17 protein-coding genes and 1 pseudogene are annotated in these 18,706 nt (G+C 71.3%); 4 read left to right on the forward strand and 14 right to left on the reverse strand.

The annotated features are described in order from the left end of the window. From ACZ69Q_RS40480 to ACZ69Q_RS40495, 4 genes are read right to left on the reverse strand one after another with little or no spacing between them, the layout of a single operon-like run. Nucleotides 1-321, reverse strand: coding sequence for a pilus assembly protein (locus ACZ69Q_RS40480; RefSeq protein ID WP_471052860.1), 321 nt, complete (start codon nt 319-321; stop codon nt 1-3). A 50-nt stretch (nt 322-371) separates the two neighbouring features. Continuing rightward, nucleotides 372-1,640 carry an AAA family ATPase gene (locus ACZ69Q_RS40485; protein WP_471052590.1) on the reverse strand — a complete coding sequence of 423 codons (1,269 nt, stop codon included), beginning with the start codon at nt 1,638-1,640 and terminating at the stop codon, nt 372-374. 9 nt (nt 1,641-1,649) lie between these two features. Further along, complete coding sequence (cpaB, locus tag ACZ69Q_RS40490) at nt 1,650-2,357, reverse strand: Flp pilus assembly protein CpaB (protein ID WP_471052592.1); 708 nt, start codon at nt 2,355-2,357, stop codon at nt 1,650-1,652. Nucleotides 2,358-2,417: 60 nt separating this feature from the next. Beyond that, nucleotides 2,418-3,227 carry a hypothetical protein gene (locus ACZ69Q_RS40495; protein ID WP_471052862.1) on the reverse strand — a complete coding sequence of 270 codons (810 nt, stop codon included), beginning with the start codon at nt 3,225-3,227 and terminating at the stop codon, nt 2,418-2,420. Between the two features lie 275 nt (nt 3,228-3,502). Between ACZ69Q_RS40495 and ACZ69Q_RS40500 the strand changes: the two genes are divergently transcribed. Further along, a complete protein-coding gene (locus ACZ69Q_RS40500) occupies nt 3,503-5,206 on the forward strand; it encodes a chitinase (protein WP_471052593.1) in 1,704 nt (567 codons plus the stop codon). A 37-nt stretch (nt 5,207-5,243) separates the two neighbouring features. On the opposite strand, the gene ACZ69Q_RS40505 is transcribed toward ACZ69Q_RS40500, so the two are convergent. After that, complete coding sequence (locus ACZ69Q_RS40505; protein ID WP_471052596.1) at nt 5,244-5,657, reverse strand: hypothetical protein; 414 nt, start codon at nt 5,655-5,657, stop codon at nt 5,244-5,246. Between the two features lie 134 nt (nt 5,658-5,791). Between ACZ69Q_RS40505 and ACZ69Q_RS40510 the strand changes: the two are divergent. Together ACZ69Q_RS40510 and ACZ69Q_RS40515 are read left to right on the forward strand one after the other, a co-directional pair. After that, a pseudogene (locus ACZ69Q_RS40510) lies at nt 5,792-6,304 on the forward strand (SigE family RNA polymerase sigma factor). A 49-nt stretch (nt 6,305-6,353) separates the two neighbouring features. Then, a complete protein-coding gene (locus ACZ69Q_RS40515; protein WP_471052599.1) occupies nt 6,354-7,124 on the forward strand; it encodes a hypothetical protein in 771 nt (256 codons plus the stop codon). On the opposite strand, the gene ACZ69Q_RS40520 is transcribed toward ACZ69Q_RS40515, so the two are convergent. From ACZ69Q_RS40520 to ACZ69Q_RS40535, 4 genes are all read right to left on the reverse strand, one after another. Continuing rightward, the gene (locus tag ACZ69Q_RS40520) at nt 7,121-8,446 is read right to left on the reverse strand and encodes an Nramp family divalent metal transporter (protein WP_471052602.1); all 1,326 of its coding nucleotides are present in this window, start codon (nt 8,444-8,446) and stop codon (nt 7,121-7,123) included. The two genes, ACZ69Q_RS40515 and ACZ69Q_RS40520, sit on opposite strands and share 4 nt — an antisense overlap. A 51-nt stretch (nt 8,447-8,497) precedes the next feature. Further along, the gene (locus tag ACZ69Q_RS40525; protein WP_471052605.1) at nt 8,498-8,854 is read right to left on the reverse strand and encodes a hypothetical protein; all 357 of its coding nucleotides are present in this window, start codon (nt 8,852-8,854) and stop codon (nt 8,498-8,500) included. A gap of 75 nt (nt 8,855-8,929) precedes the next feature. Beyond that, nucleotides 8,930-9,853 carry an anti-sigma factor RsbA family regulatory protein gene (locus ACZ69Q_RS40530; protein WP_471052608.1) on the reverse strand — a complete coding sequence of 308 codons (924 nt, stop codon included), beginning with the start codon at nt 9,851-9,853 and terminating at the stop codon, nt 8,930-8,932. A gap of 62 nt (nt 9,854-9,915) precedes the next feature. After that, nucleotides 9,916-12,306: an ATP-binding protein gene (locus tag ACZ69Q_RS40535; protein WP_471052863.1), complete on the reverse strand. Its 2,391-nt coding sequence runs from the start codon at nt 12,304-12,306 to the stop codon at nt 9,916-9,918. 362 nt (nt 12,307-12,668) lie between these two features. On the opposite strand from ACZ69Q_RS40535, the gene ACZ69Q_RS40540 reads away from it, so the two are divergent. After that, nucleotides 12,669-14,018 (forward strand): M14 family metallopeptidase, encoded by a 1,350-nt coding sequence (locus tag ACZ69Q_RS40540; protein WP_471052611.1) that lies wholly within the window; start codon nt 12,669-12,671, stop codon nt 14,016-14,018. Nucleotides 14,019-14,027: 9 nt separating this feature from the next. On the opposite strand, the gene ACZ69Q_RS40545 is transcribed toward ACZ69Q_RS40540, so the two are convergent. The 5 genes from ACZ69Q_RS40545 to ACZ69Q_RS40565 form a co-directional block, all read right to left on the reverse strand. Further along, entirely contained in the window at nt 14,028-14,600 is a 573-nt protein-coding gene (locus tag ACZ69Q_RS40545) for a hypothetical protein (protein ID WP_471052613.1), read from the reverse strand. A 54-nt stretch (nt 14,601-14,654) separates the two neighbouring features. After that, a complete protein-coding gene (locus tag ACZ69Q_RS40550) occupies nt 14,655-16,142 on the reverse strand; it encodes a GntP family permease (protein ID WP_471052616.1) in 1,488 nt (495 codons plus the stop codon). Nucleotides 16,143-16,255: 113 nt separating this feature from the next. Next, entirely contained in the window at nt 16,256-16,666 is a 411-nt protein-coding gene (locus tag ACZ69Q_RS40555) for a RidA family protein (RefSeq protein ID WP_471052618.1), read from the reverse strand. Continuing rightward, on the reverse strand, nt 16,663-17,424 hold the full coding sequence (locus ACZ69Q_RS40560; RefSeq protein ID WP_471052621.1) for an IclR family transcriptional regulator: 762 nt from the start codon (nt 17,422-17,424) through the stop codon (nt 16,663-16,665). Before ACZ69Q_RS40560 ends, ACZ69Q_RS40555 begins: the two co-directional genes overlap by 4 nt. Continuing rightward, on the reverse strand, nt 17,421-18,644 hold the full coding sequence (locus ACZ69Q_RS40565) for a sugar kinase (RefSeq protein WP_471052624.1): 1,224 nt from the start codon (nt 18,642-18,644) through the stop codon (nt 17,421-17,423). The genes ACZ69Q_RS40560 and ACZ69Q_RS40565 overlap by 4 nt, the downstream gene beginning before the upstream one ends. Nucleotides 18,645-18,706 lie beyond the last annotated feature (62 nt).

Consider the following 18,706-nt stretch of genomic DNA (forward strand, 5'->3'; position numbering starts at 1 on the left):
TCAGTCCTTCTCCTCCTGTACGGCTCCGGCATGGCCCTCGACCGTGAACGGGAAGCCGATCGCGCCGGGGAAGAGGACGGGCACCCGGAGCGTCACATCCGCCGTGACATAGCCGCCGCTCGCCCCGCACTGCACCGAGGCGTCCCCCTGCCATGCCTGGGGAAGGTGTTGCAGCCCCGCCTCCTCGCAGCCCGCCTGCCCCTCCGACGCCGTCCCCTCCCTGACCGCCTCGTCCGCAGCATTCCCCGCGAGCGTGAACGTGTACCCCACGAGCACGAACTGCCACATCAGCACCAAGGTGATGATGATCAGCGGCATCATCCCGAGGAACTCGACCGCGACCTGGCCCTTGTCCCCCCGTCCCCGCCGCTTCACCGCCCTATTTCCTTCCGCCTGCGGAACGTCAGCGCCGCCCGGTCGCCGCCGCCGCGCGCCCGCCCGCCGCGGCTCTGCTGGAGGGTCCCCTCGGTGCCCTTGACCAGCCCCAGCTCCCCCGCGAGGCCCCAAAGCGCCTGCTTGACCGTGCTCTTGGGGTCCAGTTCGTGCACCCGGCCGGAGTCGACGGCGCCCTGGAGCTCCTTGAAGTTGGCGGGGACGGTCGTGGCGGCGATGCCGGTGCCGGTGATGCGCTGGATCAGGGCGGGCTGGATCTCCGCACCGCGCGTGTGGCGGTTGACGACGATCATGGTCTCCTCCGCCTTGCGGATCTGGAGGCGGTCCCACATCCGCACCGTGCGCTTGGCGCCGCGCACCGCGACCACGTCGGGGGTGGTGACGAGGAGGGCGGTGTCGGCCATCTCCACGGCGGCCGCGCTCGCACCCGACAGTTGGGAGCCGCAGTCGATGACGACGACCTCGTAGCGGGAGCGCAGGGCGCCGACGATGTGGCGGGCGGCACGGTCGGTGACCTCCTCGCCGCGTTCGCCGTCCCCGGGGGCCAGCAGCAGCGCCACGCCCGTGTCGTGCCGGAAGACGGCGTCCGCGAGGACGCGCGGTGTGATGTCGCTGATGGCGGCGAGGTCGACGACCGAGCGGCGGAACTGGATGTCGAGGTAGGAGGCGATGTCGCCGGTCTGCAGGTCCATGTCGAGCAGCGCCGTGCTGCGGCCCGACGCCTGGGCGGCCAGGGCGAGCTGGATGGCCGTGAGGGTGGCCCCCACGCCGCCCTTCGCGCCGCTGACCGTCGCCACGGTGCCGCCGACCCCGCTGAACACATCGCCGCCGGCGCCCAGATGGCGCCGTACGCCCATGGACCACTGGGCCACCGCGTTGACCCGGCTGGCCAGTTCCTCGTAGCTCAGGGGCAGGGCCACCAGGCCCCGCGCGCCGTAGTCCATGGCGGCCTGGAAGAGGCCGGGGCTCGCGTCGGAGGTGACGAGGATGACGCCGACGGCCGGGAAGCGCAGGGCGACGTCGCGGATGAGCTCCAGGGCCGGGACGGGACCGATGCGTTCGTGGACGACGACGACCTCGGGCAGCTCGTCGATGGACTCGGCGGCCAGGCGGGCGAGGGTGTCGACGAGCTGGGTGGAGTCGGTGACCGGGGCGACGGGCTCGGCGTCGGGGAGTTGGCTGAGCAGCGTCGTGAGGGACCGGACCGCGTCCGCGTCGCCGACGGCCGGGAGGATCCTCGTGGGCATAGGGGCCTCTCACTTGTCCTTGGCGAGTTCGTAACTGCGGTTCGTCGCGGGGATGTCGGAGTCCTCGCCGGGTGCCACCAGGGCGAGCCGGACCTCGTCGGCGAACGACTCGGCGTAGGTGAGGCGCTGGGCGTCGATCGGGTCGAGGGCGAACGTGATCGGGACGGCCTCGGTGGGCCGTCGGCCGTTGTCCTTGTCGTCGGGCTGGAGCGAGGTCAGCCTGCCCACGTCGATGACCCGGGCGTTCTCCACGATGAGCCGGGACTGGTCGGGGTCGCCGTCGCGTTCGCCCTCGAAGGTGGCGTACACGTTGACCTTGGCACCGGCGGTGATCTTGCCGGCCACGCCGGTCGCCGCGTCGATCATGATGGCGAGCTCCTGCTCACCGGCCTGCAGGGCGGGCTGGTCGACGATCATGTCGCTCTGGAGCAGCGAGCCTTCTTTGAGAGTCGTGACGGCGATCTTGCCCTGGATCTCGCGGAGGCTGGTGACCGCGTTCTTCGACAGCCACCGCTCGGGCATCTCGATCTTCTCGAACTGGTCCGCGTCGAGTGGTGTGTACGGGGCCACGTCTCTCTTGAGCTGGTACGCCGTGACCTCGGGGCCGACCTTGGACTTCACGTCGTTGATGACGGACAGGACACCGGCGAAGGCGCCGAGGGCGCAGACGATCGACAGGAGCAGGAGTATCACGCCGCGGCGCTGACGGGAGTTCATGAACCGTGCAACCTCATTGGGGGAATCGGTCGGGGGCGGTCGGGTGGGGCTCGGGTCCGGTCAGCCTGCGCGGGCCGGTTGCTCGTGGGTGGGCGGGGTGGCGGAGCAGAAGACGCAGCGGTCGCCGATGACGTCGATGCCGCACCAGTGACAGGAGTTCTGCCGTACCGAGGTGACGAGCTGGTAAAGCACCGACAGGTCGGGCAGATAGGCGCAGAACTCGATGAGCTTGGCGGTCCCCCACCAGGTGGCCGACTCGGCGGGCAGGACGACCTCGCGCAGGCCCTGCGCGTTCCAGGACTTGGCCAGGTTCGCGGTGACCCAGTCGGACTGGAGCTGCCCCTGCGCGACCAGCATCGACGTGCCGAACTCCGGGCCGGGGAGGGTGATGGCGGGGGCGATGCGCACGAGATGCGGGACCGGGTGGGCGAGGACGCCGAACTGGCTGCCGGGCATCCAGGACTTGGCGTGCGACTTGAGGTCGACGGGGACACGGTCGAGCCGGGTGACGGAGCCGAGGAGCGCCCCTGCGTGTATGTAGTGCGTGAGCAGCCGGCCGGCCGAGGCTAGGACGCCGGGGCTGAGGTCGCAGGAGGCGAGCTGGCGCAACTGGCGGGCCAGGACGGCCAGGCCCAGCGGTGGCAGTTCGGGACGGAACACGGCGATCCGGTCGCTCTCCAGCAGGGAACGTACGGTGTGCAGCCGCTGCCGCACGCCCCGGGAGACGGCGGTCGAGCAGACGACGATCACATGGCCGTGCTGCTCGACGAGCGTCTGCATGGCCGCCAGCGACCGTTCCAGCGGCTCGCGGTCGAGGTCCTGGAGCACGACGGCGGGCACGGTTCGCTCGTCCTGCGCCGGCAGCGCCATGTCGGCACTGGTCACGGCAATGGCAGTTGGCACGCGTCGCTCCCCGTTCCCGCCCGGTCCGGTGCACTCGTGTTACTCCGGTGCACCGAGATGACTTCATTGCGTGACTATCTCAGCACTGTATCCACGGCTCGATGGCCGGAGAACAGCGTTTGTGTAGCCGGGAAGGAACTCTGCTCGCACAACTCACGCCAAAACGGGGCAGGTTGCGCACACCAATTCTCCACTACCGGAATCTCTTGACACCCGGATTGGTCTGGACCAACTTGGTTGACATGTTCATACTTAGACGACAGGGGCGCCGCGGCCGACCGGCACGCCTCTGGGCGGCGGCCGTCGCCTCCGCCCTCTCCCTGACCTTCCTCGGCGCGGGCCACGCGTCCGCCGCGGACGTCAACAACGCCAAGAACGCCGGCTTCGAGGCCGGCCTGAGCAACTGGACGTGCTCCGCGAACAGCGGCACGACCGTCTCCTCCCCGGTGCACGGCGGCGCGACCGCGCTGAAGGCGACCCCGGCGGGGCAGGACAATGCCCGGTGCACCCAGGCCGTGGCCGTCAAGCCCAACTCGGCGTACACGCTGAGCGCCTGGGTGCAGGGCGGCTACACCTACCTGGGCGTCACGGGTACGGGCACGACCGACGTATCGACCTGGACGCCGGACTCGACGTCCTGGAAGCAGCTCTCGACCACCTTCACCACCGGCGCCTCGACGACCTCGGTCACGGTGTACACGCACGGCTGGTACGGGCAGGCGGCCTACTACGCGGACGACCTGTCGGTCTTCGGCCCCGACGGCGGCGGGGGCACCGACCCCACCCCCACGATCCCCGGCACACCGGGCGGGCTCGCGGTGTCGGGCACGTCCTCGTCGTCGGTCTCCCTGGCCTGGAACACCGTCTCGGGCGCGACCGGCTACAACGTCTACCGCAACGGCACCAAGGTGACCGCGGTGACCGGCACCTCCGCCACCGTGACCGGGCTCGCGGCCTCCACCTCGTACTCCTTCCAGGTCACGGCGACCAACGCGGCCGGTGAGTCGCCGAAGTCGGCGACGGTCACGGGCACGACCACGGCGGGCCCGGTGGGTCCGGCGCTGCCCAGGCACGCGGTGACCGGCTACTGGCAGAACTTCAACAACGGGGCCACGGTCCAGAAGCTCGCCGACGTGCAGTCGCAGTACGACATCATCGCGGTCGCCTTCGCGGACGCGACCGGAACGCCGGGCGCGGTGACCTTCAACCTGGACTCGGCGGGGCTCGGCGGCTACACCGTCGACCAGTTCAAGGCGGACATCAGGGCCAAGCAGGCCGCCGGCAAGAAGGTCATCGTCTCGGTGGGCGGCGAGCGCGGCACGGTGAGCGTGAACGACGCCACGTCGGCCGCGAACTTCGCGAACTCGGTGTACGCGGTGATGCAGGAGTACGGCTTCGACGGCGTCGACATCGACCTGGAGAACGGCCTCAACGCCACCTACATGACGCAGGCCCTGCGCTCGCTGGCGTCGAAGGCGGGCTCGTCGCTGATCATCACGATGGCGCCGCAGACCATCGACATGCAGTCGACGTCGAACTCGTACTTCCAGACGGCCCTGAACATCAAGGACATCCTCACGGTCGTCAACATGCAGTACTACAACAGCGGTTCGATGCTGGGCTGTGACGGCAAGGTCTACAGCCAGGGCTCGGTGGACTTCCTGACCGCCCTGGCCTGCATCCAGCTCGAGGGCGGCCTTGCCCCGTCCCAGGTCGGCCTCGGTCTGCCGGGCTCGACCCGGGGCGCGGGCAGCGGGTATGTGGCGCCGTCGGTCGTGAACAACGCCCTGGACTGCCTGGCCAAGGGCACCAACTGCGGCTCGTTCAAGCCGTCCAGGACCTATCCCGACCTCAGGGGCGCGATGACCTGGTCGACGAACTGGGACGCGACGGCGGGCAACGCCTGGTCGAACGCGGTCGGGCCGCACGTGCACGCGCTGCCGTAGGCGCCGCGTGCACGCGCTGCCGTAGGCGCCAGGGGCCTCATCCCATCGGACGATAGTGGCCGAGCACCCAGGCGAGCTGCGGGAACCACTCCTGAAGCCTCGCCCGGGGCTTGGCCTCCACCACGCACTCGTGGAACCGGCCGTCCATGTGCACCACGGCCACCATCAGGGCCTTGCCGTCCGGGCTCGCCTTGTAGTGGACGCTCTGGATCTCCGGCCAGCGGAACTCCATCGTGAATCCGGCCATCTCGAAGACGACGCCGGACGCGTCGACGACGACCGCGTTGCGCTTGTCGACCGCCAGGAACTCCGGGCCGGCCGGTGCCGGAGCTCCTGGCGGCGGGACCGGGGCGTACGCGGGCGGCGCGGGGGCGTACGGGGGCTGCGCGGGCGCGTACTGCGGTGGGGGCGGGCCGAAGCCGGGGCCGGGTGGGGGTGGCTGCTGGGTCATCCGTCGGGTCCTGGATCCTGGTTCTCGTGCTCGCGGTGAACTTCTCGGTGCTGCGGTGAAACATTCTCCCTGCCCCACCGCATCAGTGAAGTGAGGACCTCACCTACAGCCGGCGCAGAGCAGCAGGGGGACGCATGAGCCAGGCCCGCGCGGACGACTACCCGCAGTTCGCGGTGGCCAGGGCCGGGCACCTGTACCGCTCGGCCTGTCTGCTGACCGCCGGGGACACCCATCTCGCCGAGGACCTGGTGCAGGAGACGCTGGGGCGGCTCTACGTCCGCTGGGCGCGCGTCTCGCGGGCGGAGAACCCCGCCGGCTATGCGCAGACCGTCCTCACCCGGACCTTCCTCGCCCGTCAGCAGCGGCGCAGCAGCACCGAACGGGCCACCGACGTGCTGCCCGACCACGCGGCCGAGGGCGGGCCCGGTGACGTACCGCTGCGGCTGACCCTGCTCCGGGCGCTCGCCCGGCTGCCCGCCAAGGACCGGGCCGTGGTCGTCCTGCGGTAATGGGAGGACCGGTCCGTCGAGGAGACCGCGGACGCGATGAACGCCAGTTTCGCGGCGGTGCGCACGCGGTGCACCCGGGCGCTCGGACGGTTGCGTGAGCTGCTCGGCGAGGACCTCGGCGAGTACGCGGCCTCCTGACCCCACAGCCCCCTTCCCGACGACCCGACCTGACGAACGGTGGTTTGCCATGCCTGTGGAACACGACGAGGAGCACTTCGAGGGGCGGCTCGGTCACGCCCTGCACGACCTCGGCGACCGCTTCGACGGCGACCGCGCCGCGCTCGCGGCCGCCGGCCAGGTGCGGGGACGCCGCCTGCGGCTAAGGCGCCGGGCCGCGACGGCCGGCGGCGCGGCCGGCATCGCGCTGGTCGGGGCGGGCGGGGCGCTGCTGCTGCCCTGGGGCGGCACGCCCGCGCCGCGGCCGTCGAGTTCCAGCGTGGCCGAGCAGCCGTCGGGCACGCCGACCGCGAATCCGGTGACGGGCCGCGAGCTCATCGAGGCGCTCGAAGGGCTGCTCCCCAAGGGCGACTTCAGCGCGCAGGAGGCCCGCGGCACCGACGAGGGCCCGCTGATGACGCCGTACGTCCATCTCGTGTACGACGACGGGAAGGGCCCGGCGGCCGTCGGCGTCGGCCTGGACCGTATCGAGCCCGGCAGCGACCGGGCCCGTGAGACGACGGACTGCCCGGACAAGGCGCTGGTCCCGCACGACAACCGCGTCTCCAGCCGGCTGCCCGACGGTACGAAGGCCGCCTTCCGTGAGAGCGGCGGCGACAAGGGCGTGGAGGGCGCCGTGATGTGGACCGTCGACACCCTGCGCACCGACGGCTTCCGTGTCGTCATCAGCGCCCTCAACGCCGGGACCCAGCACGACGCCCCGACCCGTGAGACGCCCGCCCTGACCAAGGAGCAGCTCCGGGAGATCGCCCTGAGCCCCGAGTGGGACCGGTACCGCTAGAAGAACTCCGACCACGGCTGGTCCCAGACCTGCTTCACGCACAGCACCAGGAACAGCAGTCCGGCGACCGCCAGCATCACGTTGCTGAGCGTGCCGTTGCGCCACTGGGCGGGCGTGCGGGAGGAGTTGAGGAGCCAGATCAGGGTGCCGGCCAGGAAGGGCAGGAAGGCCGCGCCCAGGACGCCGTAGATGATGATCAGGCGGAAGGGTTCGCCCTGGAAGAGCAGGACGATGGGCGGGAAGGTCAGCCACAGCAGGTACGCGCGGAACGGCCAGGAGCGTTCGCGTGCGCCGGAGGCGACCTCCTCGCCCTTGCCCGCGTCCCCCCGGCCCCGCTGCCGGGCCACGAAGTCCGCGAACATCAGGCTCACGCCGTGCCAGACGCCGATCAGGGAGGTGTAGGAGGTGGCGAAGAAGCCGATCAGGAAGAACTTGGCCGTCGCCGTGCCGTACTCCTCCTCCAGGATGTCGCTGAGCTGGAGGAGGCCCTTGTCGCCGCTCGCGATGGCCACGTTCGCCGAGTGCAGCAGTTCCGCGCCGACGAAGAGCATCGCGATCACGAAGATGCCGGTGGTGGCGTACGCGACGCGGTTGTCGAGCCGCATCACCTTCATCCAGCCGGTGTTCGTCCAGCCCTTGGCGTTGACCCAGTAGCCGTACGCGGCAAGCGTGATGGTGCCGCCGACGCCGCCGATCAGGCCGAGGGTGTTGAGGATGGAGTCCTTCTCGTCGGGCAGGACCGGCAGCAGTCCGGCGAAGGCGTCTCCGAGGTTCGGCGTGACACGGATCGCGAGGTACACCGTCACCACGAACATGACGCCCACCAGGACCGTCATGACCTTCTCGAAGACCGCGTACTTGTTGAACCAGACGAAGACCAGCCCGACCAGACCGCAGGCGATGGCCCACCACTCAAGGTCCATCACGTCCGGGAACAGGGCCTGCAACGGCAGCGCGCTGGAGGACATGGCGGCCGCGCCGTAGACGAAGCCCCAGATCACGGCGTAGACGGCGAAGAACCAGGAGGTCCAGCGGCCGAGGCTGGCCCAGCCGTCGAACAGGGTGCGGCCGGTGGACAGATGCCAGCGTCCGGCCGCCTCGGCGAGGGAGATCTTGACCAGGCAGCCGATGACGGCGGCCCACAGCAGGGTGTAGCCGAAGTTGCTGCCCGCGATGAGGGTGGCGACCAGGTCGCCGGCGCCCACGCCGGTCGCGGCGACGACGATGCCGGGCCCGATGTAGCGCCAACGGGACTTATCGAATGGGGGGTTGCTGTCGGAGGATGCCTCAGTGTCCGTGGGGTTTCCTGTGGTGTCCGCCATGCAGATCAAGAAAGCGTAAAGAGGCGGACCCGGCAAGGGGGCGGGAGCGGATCAGTCCGCACCGCGGAACGACCCGCCGACGACCAGCCCCGGCGCACACCGGCACGTGCCGAGCTCGAACCACACCGTCTTGCCCACCCCGTCGCGCACCTCGCAGCGCAGGATCCCGTGCGCGGCGGACAGGGTGAGCCGGAACCGGCTCGCCGCCTGCCGCAGCGCGTTCGCGGCGAGGTCGCTCACCAGGCGCTCCGCCATGTCCGCCAGGTCGTCCAGGTCCGCGAGCCCCCATCCCTCCAACTGCCGGCGGACCTCCGCGCGGGCCTCGCCGACCGCGGCCGGACGGGGGTCGTATTCGACGCTCCTGTGACCTGCCCCCAGGGGCGGTTGGGGATATGAGCCGTACAGCATGGGTCCACAGTGACGGGTGCCGCGGTGCGGTCGCAGGGGAGAAATACCCGATTCCATACCTGCGCGCCCACTCCGCTACCCGTACTGGAGCCGGATGCTCGCCCCCTCCCGCTCGTCGCGGACGTCGACATACGCGCACACCTGGCGGGCGAACCACAGCCCCTGCCCGGGTTCCGGTTCCACGCGCGGCGGCGGTACGAAGCCGGCCAGCGGGTCGTCGACGCGGCGTGCGGTGTGCAGCTCGCAGAGGCTCGCCGGGCCGTCGCCCCACAGCAGGGTGCCGTCGAGCGGGCCGAGCGCGCAGGCCGCCTCGGTGACGGCGGTGGCGAACAACTCCACGTCCGCGGCGGGCAGTCCCTGGACGGTGGCCCAGGTGCGCACGGCGTCGGCCGCGGGGACCGGACCGGGCAGGCGCACGGCGTCGGCGGGCGGCGCCGGCAGCGGCACCGCGTCGAGTTCGGCGGCGAGACCGACCGGGTCCACGTACACGCCGGAGTCGGGGTGGGCCCGGCGGGCGGCGGCGACGATGGCGTGGCCCGCGACCCGGGAGTCGTAGGCGCACAGGGCGGTCGTGGCGAACGGGGCGAAGAGGAGGTTGGCGAGCGCCTCGTAGCGGATCCACTCGGCGGTCTCGCGCGGCGAGCGGCCGGCGCGCCCGCCCCAGACGGGTTCCATGAGGAGATGGATACGGCCGCCGGGGCCGGCGTTGGCGGCGAGGTAACCGGCGCTGCGGGCGACGGCGTTGGCGGCGGAGCCGGTGTACCACTCGGTGTGCGGGACGAGGACGACGTCCTTCACGCCGTCGCCGAGAGCCTCACGCAGGAGGCCGAGGTTGCCGGGCGCGGCGATGGCCACGGGCGGGGGCTCGCCGGGCGCTCCGAGGGCCTCGGTGAGGAACGGCAGGGCGGCGGCGAGGAACTCGTCGTCGCTGTGGAAGACCGCCATGCGGTGGTCGAAGCAGTCCTGTGGCGGGGTGGACGGGGCGGGTCGGGTGGTCATCGGTACGGACTCCCCTCGGATACGAGTCGATGGCGGTGGAACGGCGCTGTGGGCCGTGGGTGTCAGCGCTGCGCCGCCACCCAGGCGGCGATCTGGCTGCGGTTGTTGAAGCCGAGCTTGCGCAGGACGCGTTCGACGTGGCCCTCCGCGGTGCGGCGGGCGATGACGAGGCGGTCGGCGATCTGCTGGTTGGCGAGTCCCTGGGCGACGAGTTCGGCGACCTCGCTCTCCCGGCGGGTGAGGCGGACCCCGGTCGTCGACAGGGCGGATCTGTGGCGGCCGTTCGTCTTGCGGCCGGGCGTGGGCCGGCGGGGCGGGGTCGCGTCGCCGACGGCGTACTCGACGGTCCGGGCGAGGTCGAGCGTGGCGCCGTGCTCGTACGCCCGCCGGTAGTCGGAGGGGTCCAGTCCCGCACGTGCCCGGGCCTCGCTGTCGCGGCGGGCGGACTTGAGGGTCGCCGATCCCCAGCGGTCCCGGTCGATGGCGGTCCAGGTGCGGTCGGCGGCGCCGAGCAGGGTGGCCGCGCGCTCGTGGGTGCCCTGCTCGACGGCGGTGCGGGCCAGGAGGTCGAGGGTGAGGGCGATGCCGATGACGTCGTGCATGGCGATCTTCAGGCGCAGGGCCTGCCGGGCGTGCTGCTCGGCGCGGGGCCAGTCGCGCTGCACGGCGCGGGCGAGGGCGAGCATCCGCAGGACGTAGGAGTGCACCCACTCCTCGCCGTGCCGCTCGCACATCCGGCGGGTGCGTTCGCAGACCTCGACGGCTCGGTCGGCATCGCCCAAAAAGCCCAGGGCGCAGGCGAGTTCGACCTGGTCGAGCCCGTGCAGGCTGAGGTGCTGGCCGGGGACGGGGCCGCGCGCGACGCTCGCCTCGAAGTGCCTCAGCGCGGTCGGCAGGTCGTCCATGAACAGGGTGATGACACCGATGACGTACTGCGCGTGCGCCGTCTCCGCCGCGTCGTCGAGATCCTGGGCCAGGGCGCGGGCGTCGTGGGCGAGGGCCAGGCCCGCGGTGAGGGCGTGGGTGGCGGCGGCGAGGAGGCCCGCGATCCACAGGCCGCGGGCCCTCTCCGGGGTGGGTTCGGGGTTGGCGGCGAGGGCGCGGTCGAGCCAGTGGCGGCCCTCGCGCGGGGCGCCGCAGGCGTGCCAGTAGAACCAGAGGGTGCCGGCGAGGCGCAGGCCCGCCAGGCGTTCGTCCGGGGTGGTGAGGCTGAAGTCGAGTGCGGTGCGCAGGTTGTCCTGGTCGGCCCGCAGCCGGGCGACGATCTCGCGCTGCCCCGGCCCGAACCAGGCCCGCTCGCAGGCGGCGGCCCGGCGCAGCATCCAGTCGCGCTGGCGCCGGCGTGCGGCGTGCTCCTCGCCGGGAAGTGCGCGCAGGCGGTCCAGGCCGTAGTGGCGCAGGGTGTCGAGGAGGCGGTAGCGGATGCCGTCGGGGCCGGACTCCCGGGACAGTACGGACTTGTCGACGAGACCGGTGACGGCGTCGAGGACGTCGCGGGGGTGGATGGCCGCCTGCGCTTCCGCGCCCCCGCCGGCCGGGCCCGTGGGCGTCCCCTCCGCGCACACCGCCTCGGCCGTCTCCAGGTCGAAGCCGCCCGCCAGCACCGACAGCCGTGCCCACACCAACCGCTCGCGGTCGGTGCACAGTTCGTGGCTCCAGTCGACCGCGGCGCGCAGCGTCTGGTGGCGGGGCAGGGACGCGGGGCTGCCGCCGGTGAGGAGGCGGTAGCGGTCGTCGAGGCGGTCGAGGAGCTGGTCGACGTCGAGGACGCGCATCCGGACGGCGGCGAGTTCGATGGCGAGGGGGAGGCCGTCGAGGCGGTGGCACAGGCGGGCGACGGCGGCCCGGTTGGCGGCGGTGAGGCGGAAGCCGGGAACCACCGCGGCGGCCCGGTCGGCGAACAGGGCGAGTGCCGGAGAGCCCTCGGGCGAGGACAGGTCGCCGTCCGGGTCGGGGACCGGCAGGGGCCGTACGTCCAGGAGGTGTTCCTCGGTGAGGCCGAGGCGATGGCGGCTGGTGGCGAGGATCCGTACGCCGGTCGTGCCGTGCAGCAGGGCCGCGGCGAGTTCGGCGCAAGCGGTGGGCAGGTGCTCGCAGTTGTCGATCAGCAGGAGCAGCCGGCGGTCCCTGAGCTGCTCCACCAGCGCCTGGAGCGGCGGCCGCGCGGAGTGGTCGTGCAGGTCGAGCGCGTCGGCGGCGGCGAGCGGCACGAGCGCCGGGTCGTCCAGGCCGGAGAGGGGCACCAGGCACAGGCCGTCCGGGAAGGTGCGCCGTACGCCTGCCGCCAGGCGGGTGGCGAGGCGGGTCTTTCCGACACCGCCGGGCCCGGTCAGCGTGACGAGCCGGGCTCTGGCCAGCAGCTCGCGGCCGGCGGCGAGCTCGCCGCGCCGGTCGACGAAACTGGTCGTCTCGACCGGCAGTTGCCGATCCCGTCCTGGCGCTGATCCGCCCATGATCAGCCGTTCCTCCGGGGTGATGTCGCGGGGAGCCGGAAAGTCCACGGCCGAAGAGGCGGCGGTGCGCCGGTCCCCGCCACGCCGCCGCTCCCGCCGCTCCCCCTTGCGCGGATCACCACACTCCCCCGCCCGGCCCGGTCCCGCACGCCCGGATCACACCGCCGGGTGGACTTCCCCGGGGACCGCTCGGCACAGAGGCCGCCCGCGTACACTGCGCGGCTGAATTTCGGATGGTTTACGCCGACGAAGGCCGTGTCGCCCTTGACCGGTCCATGCCAGCACCGCACGATGAGCGCCACACCCGCACCACGTTCGTACGTCGCACTGAACCCCACCCCCCACTCCCACAAGGAGAATTCATGCGACTTCGCATACGCGGCTCAGGCACCCGGAGCGCCAGACGTACCGCCGCCCTCGCCGGCCTGCTCGCCCTCGCCCTGGCGGCACCGCTCTCGGCGAATGTGTCCGCGAACGCCGACAGCGCCGCCAAGTCCGCCTCCTCGGCCGACGACATCCGCCAGTACGAGGTCCGGCTGCACTCGACCGCCGAGGACCGCACGGCACTTCAGCGGGCCGGCGTGACCGTGGACGCCACCGACGACCACGGTGTCGTCGTCTCCGGCCGGCCCGGCCAGATCAAGAAGCTGAGGTCGCTCGGCTACGACGTCACCCCGCTCGGCGCGGTCCCCGACCGGTCCGCCGAGAAGGACGACGTCCGGCTCTACGACTTCCCGTCCGGCGACTCGCGGTATCACAACTACGCGGAGATGACGAGCGAGATCAACTCGATCGTCTCGGCCAACTCCTCCATCGCGAGCCAGCGCGTCATCGGTACGTCGTACCAGGGCCGCAACATCGTCGCCATCAAGATCAGCGACAACGTCGGCACCGACGAGGCCGAGCCCGAGGTGCTGTTCACCCATCACCAGCACGCCCGTGAGCACCTCACCGTCGAGATGGCGCTGTATCTGCTGCGCGAGCTGACCTCCGACTACGGCAGCGACTCCCGGGTCACGTCCTTGGTGAACAACCGTGAGATCTGGATCGTGCCCGACCTGAACCCGGACGGCGGCGAGTACGACATCGCCACCGGGTCCTACCGGTCGTGGCGCAAGAACCGGCAGCCCAACTCCGGTTCGTCGGCCGTCGGGACCGACCTCAACCGGAACTGGAACTACCGGTGGGGCTGCTGCGGCGGGTCCTCGGGGTCGACGTCCTCGGATACGTATCGCGGCGCGTCCGCCGAGTCGGCGCCCGAGGTGAAGGTGGTCGCGAACTTCGTGCGCGGCCGGGTCGTCGGCGGCAAACAGCAGATCACGGCCGGGATCGACTTCCACACGTACAGCGAACTGGTGCTGTGGCCGTTCGGCTACACCTACTCGGACACCACGACCGGGATGACGGCCGACGACCGCAACGCGTTCGCCGCGGTCGGGCAGAAGATGGCCGCGAGCAACGGCTACACCCCGGAGCAGTCCAGCGATCTGTACATCACGGACGGGTCGATCGACGACTGGCTGTGGGGCAACCAGAAGATCTTCTCGTACACCTTCGAGATGTACCCGAGGTCCGGGGGCGGCGGGTTCTACCCGCCCGACGAGGTGATCGAGCGGGAGACGTCCCGGAACAGGGATGCGGTGTTGCAGTTGCTGGAGAACGCGGACTGCATGTACCGGTCGATCGGGAAGGAAGCCCAGTACTGCAGCTAGGTGCGCCCCTTAGGAGGCGTTTTCCTCGAAGTAGGCGTCGAGGACCGCGTCCAACTGCTCGTCCCATTCCGTGAAGCGCGCCCTGGCCGTCGCCTCGATCTCGATCGGGTACCAGCGGCGGTCAGGGGTGTGCACCGTGACGGTGTAGCGCTTCCCGAAGCGCGGCGCCTCGGTCTCGACCGCGCCGATCTCGTCCCAGCGGAATTCGCACTCCTGGTCGTCCAGGGCGAGCCGAACGCCCTTGTGGTCGGCGACGATTCTGGCCCGGCGGTCGGCGGCCTCGAAGACGGGGCCGTCGACCGGGGCCTCGTCCTCGGGCTCGTCGTCGCCGTCGTCCTCGCCCTCCTCCTCGGCCTCGTCGACGACGTCCTCCGCGTCGTCGTCGACGGCGTCGGCGGCCTCCGTTGCGGGCTCGTCGGCGTCGTCGAGGGCGGTCTGCTCCGCGTCGCCCTCCTCGGCCGCGTCCTCCTTCTTCGCGCTCTTCGGCGCGACGGACGCGGGCGAGGTGAGACCGGGGATGAAGGCCGGGTCGAACCCGGCGCCCTCCAGGGGCTGGCTGCCTGAACCTATGCGCTGCTCCACAGCCGAGCAGTATGGTCGACAACCCTGTGTCCCGCGCAACCAGCCCCCGCATCGTTATACGAACAGGCTCAACACCGCCGCCACCACGAACCCGGCCACCGACAGGACACTTTCCAGCACGGTCCACGTCTTCAACGTGTCACGCTCGCTGATGCCGAAGTACTTGGCGACTATCCAGAATCCGCCGTCGTTGACGTGCGAGGCGAAGATCGAGCCGGCCGAGATGGCCATGATGACCAGGGCGACGAAGGCCTGGGAGTGGTCGCCCCCGGTGAGCAGGGGGGCCACGATGCCGGCCGTCGTGACGATGGCGACCGTCGCCGAGCCCTGGGCGACCCGCAGGACCACCGAGATCAGGTACGACAGCACGATGACGGGCAGGCCCACGTCGTTGAAGGTGTCCGACAGGGCCTGGGCAACGCCGCTGGCCTTGAGGACGGCGCCGAAGATGCCGCCCGCGCCGACCACCAGCAGGATGTTGCCGACGGGCTTCAGGGAGGACGTGGACACCGTCTCCAGGGACTTGCGGGACCAGCCGCGGCGGATGCCCAGCAGGTAGTAGGCGAGGAGCAGGGCGATCGTCAGGGCCACGAACGGGTTGCCGAAGAACTCGATCACCGAGCGGGGGGTGGAGGGGTCCAGGGCGATCGAGGAGAACGTGGCGGCCAGGATCAGCACCAGCGGCGTACCGATGATGCCGAGGACCGTGCCGAGCGGGACCGGCTTCTCCTGGGGCTCGACCCCGGCCTCCCGCTGCTCGTTGATGACCGCGAGCCTCGCCTCGGCGGCCGCCTCGACCATGTCCTGCGGCACGGCGACGAAGATGCGCTTGCCGATCCAGGCCGAGAACACCCACGCGGCCAGCACGGCCGGGATGCCGCACACGATGCCCATGAGGATGACCCAGCCCAGCTCGACGTGGAGCAGGCCGGCCGCCGCGACCGGACCGGGGTGCGGGGGCAGGAAGGCGTGGGTCATCGACAGGCCCGCCAGCAGCGGCAGGCAGTAGAGCAGGACGGACTTGCCGGAGCGCTTGGCGGCGGCGTACACGAGCGGCGCGAGGACGAAGATGCCGACGTCGAAGAAGACCGGGATGCCGAAGATGAGGCCGGTGAGGCCCATCGCGAGCGGGGCGCGCTTCTCGCCGAAGAGGTTGAGCAGGCGGGACGCCAACACCTCTGCGCCGCCGCTGACTTCGAGGATCGCGCCGAGCATGGTGCCCAGGCCGATGATGATCGCGACATGGCCGAGGATGCCGCCCATGCCGGATTCGATGGTGGACACGGCGTCCGAGCGCTGGACGGTGCCGAAGAGTTCGGTGACGGAAAGGCCGGCCATCAGGCCGACGACTATGGAGACGGCGAGGAGCGCCACGAAGGGCTGAAGGCGCGTCTTGATGATGAGGAACAGCAGGAGCGCGATGCCGAGGGCGGCGACCGTGAGCAGACCGGCCGTGCCGTCGATGAGGAGGAGCAGTCCGCCGGTGTGGGGTGGGGTCTCGGCGGGGGCCGATGCGGCGAGCGGGACGAACGAAGGGGACATCAGGGGGTCCTCGGGGTAAATGCATGCTGCTTTCGGGCAGGGGGGATCGCGGCATGGCGTCCCCAGGGGGCTGGACACCATGCCGTATACGACGTGCGGGGGTTGAGGAGACGTCAGCCGAGTACGGCCAGCGCGTCGATCTCGATGAGCAGACCCGCGGGCAGACCGACGTAGACGGTCGTACGGGCGGCGGGCGGCTGGGTCAGCCCCTGCTCCTCGAAGTAGGTGTTGTAGATCTCGTTCATCTCGGCGAAGTGGGCGACGTCCGTCAGATAGACGCGGATCATCATCGCGTCGTCCCAGGAGGCACCGCCCTCCTGAAGGATCGCCTCGACGTTGGCGAGGGTCTGGAGGGTCTGTTCGCGCAGGGTCGGTCCGGCGGGTGTCGGGGGCTGCCCCTCGACCGCGGGGAGGAAGCCGACCTGCCCCGCCACCTGGAGGATGTTGCCCTTCTTCACTCCGTGGGAGAACTTCGCCGGCGGCGTGGTGTGGGTCTTCGGGGTGAGTGCGGTCTTCTCGGTCATGCGGTGCCCTTCGCTGAGTTTCTGCCGGAGTACTCGCCGCTGATGTCGTCCGCCGTACGGCGCACCAGCGGGAGCAGGGTGAGGAGTTCGTCGGCGGTGACGACGACGTTCGGGGCGGAGACCGACATCGCGGCGACGACACGGCCGTCGGCGCCGCGGATCGGCGCGGCGATGCAGTTGATGGACTCCTCGTGGCCACCGAGGTCGGTGGCCCAGCCCTGTTCGCGTACCTTGGCCAGTTCCCTGAGGAAGGCCTCCGGGTTCGGTGTCGAACGGGCCGTGTACATGGGGTAGTCGAGCTTCTCGGCGAGGGGGCGGCGCTCGCGCTCGGGCAGGTCGGCGAGCAGCAGTTTCGCCACGGCGGCGACGGTGATGGCGACGGGCTTGCCGATCCGTGAGTACATCCGCACCGGGTAGCGGCTCTCGACCTTGTCGATGTACAGCACCTCTTCCTCCTCGTACACGGCGAGGTGGACGGTGTGCCCGCAGCTCTCGTTCAGCCGGACGAGATGCGGGTGGGCGATCTCGCGGATGTCGAGGTTCTCCATCGCCTCCTGGGCGAGGGCGATGAGGCGGGCGCCGAGGCGGTAGCGCAGGTCGGACTGGCGGTAGACCATGCCGTGCTCGTGCAGGGTGCGCAGCAGGCGCAGCGCGGTGGACTTGTGGACGCCGAGGCGGTCGGCGACCTGGCCCAGGTCTGCGGGGCCCTCGGCGAGCAGCGGCAGGATGCTGAGCGCACGGTCGACGGTCTGGCTCATGGCGTACGTACCTCCTCGTCGGCCCGCTCGATGGCTTGCGTCCAGCCGGGGCCGAGTCGAAGTTTCTCCCACCCGGCGTCGTCGAGGGCGGCCAGGCGGTCGGCGGTGTCGCGGGCGGGGGGCGCGGCGAGGTCGCCGGGGGCGGTGAGGGTGGCGGCGGCCCACAGGTGGCCGTGGCGCAGTTGGTCGCGCGGGGGGAGGCCGCGCAGGGTGGCGGAGAGGAACCCGGCGGCGAAAGCGTCGCCTGCGCCAGTGCTCGCTACGACGTCAACGGCGAGGGCGGGTTCGAAAGCGCCCCGGGCGGGGGCCGGCCGGGGATGAGTTTCGCTCGCCCGCGCTTGCGGGGTGCCGCCCTTCTGTGGGACGGGTGCCGCCCCAGCGGCACGATTGCCCGCAGCTTGAGCCGACCCGAGGGGCGCGGGGCCGTGACATGTGCGGCTCTGCCGCGTGGGCGCGACCAGCCCCCCACCACCCGCGGCCGAGACGAATGCCGTAGCCCCCACTCCCCCTTGCTTCACCACCAGCACATGCGGCTCGGGCAACGCATCACGCACCGCGTCCGGTCCCCCCGTGATCCCCCAGGCCTCCTCCGCCTCGTCCTGCCCCACGAACACGACATCGGCACCACGCGCCAGTTCCAGCAGCACCCGCGGACCGTCGGCGTCACGCCACAGCCCCGATCGGTGATTCACGTCGAAGGACACGAGCGGGCGCCCCGCACGCGGAGCCGTCAGCTCCCGCATCAGGCCGAGACAGTCCTCCGACAACGCCGCCGTGATCCCTGACAGGTGCAGCACCCGGCCCGAACGCGCCGCGTCCAGGTCCACGTTGGTCACCGACATCGCCGATGCCGCCGACCCGGCCCTGTAGTACGCCACCTCGTGCGCGTCCGTCGCCCGGTCCCCCGCCGTGCGGAAGTACACGCCGGTCGGCCGCGCGCGATCCCTCCCCACCGCCGAGACATCGACGCCGTATCCCCCGATCGCCTCCACCAGATGGTCCCCGAACCCATCGGCCCCGACCCTGCTCACCCACCGCACGGAGTGCCCCGCTGCGGCGAGTCCGCACGCGACGTTGGACTCCGCGCCCCCGATCGCGCGCTCGAACGACGGCACGTCGGCGAGGCGTCCCGGGCGTGAGGGCAGGAACGTGACCATGGACTCGCCGAGCGCGACGACATCCACGCCGTCGGGAGCATTGCGGGGTCCGGTGATGGTCACGATCGTCGTAGCTCCAGGGCTTGTGCGGGTGGCTCGGCGGCTCCGTTGACCCGCGGTTGGCC

The sequence above is a fragment of the Streptomyces sp. NPDC036764 genome, assembly GCF_055609385.1.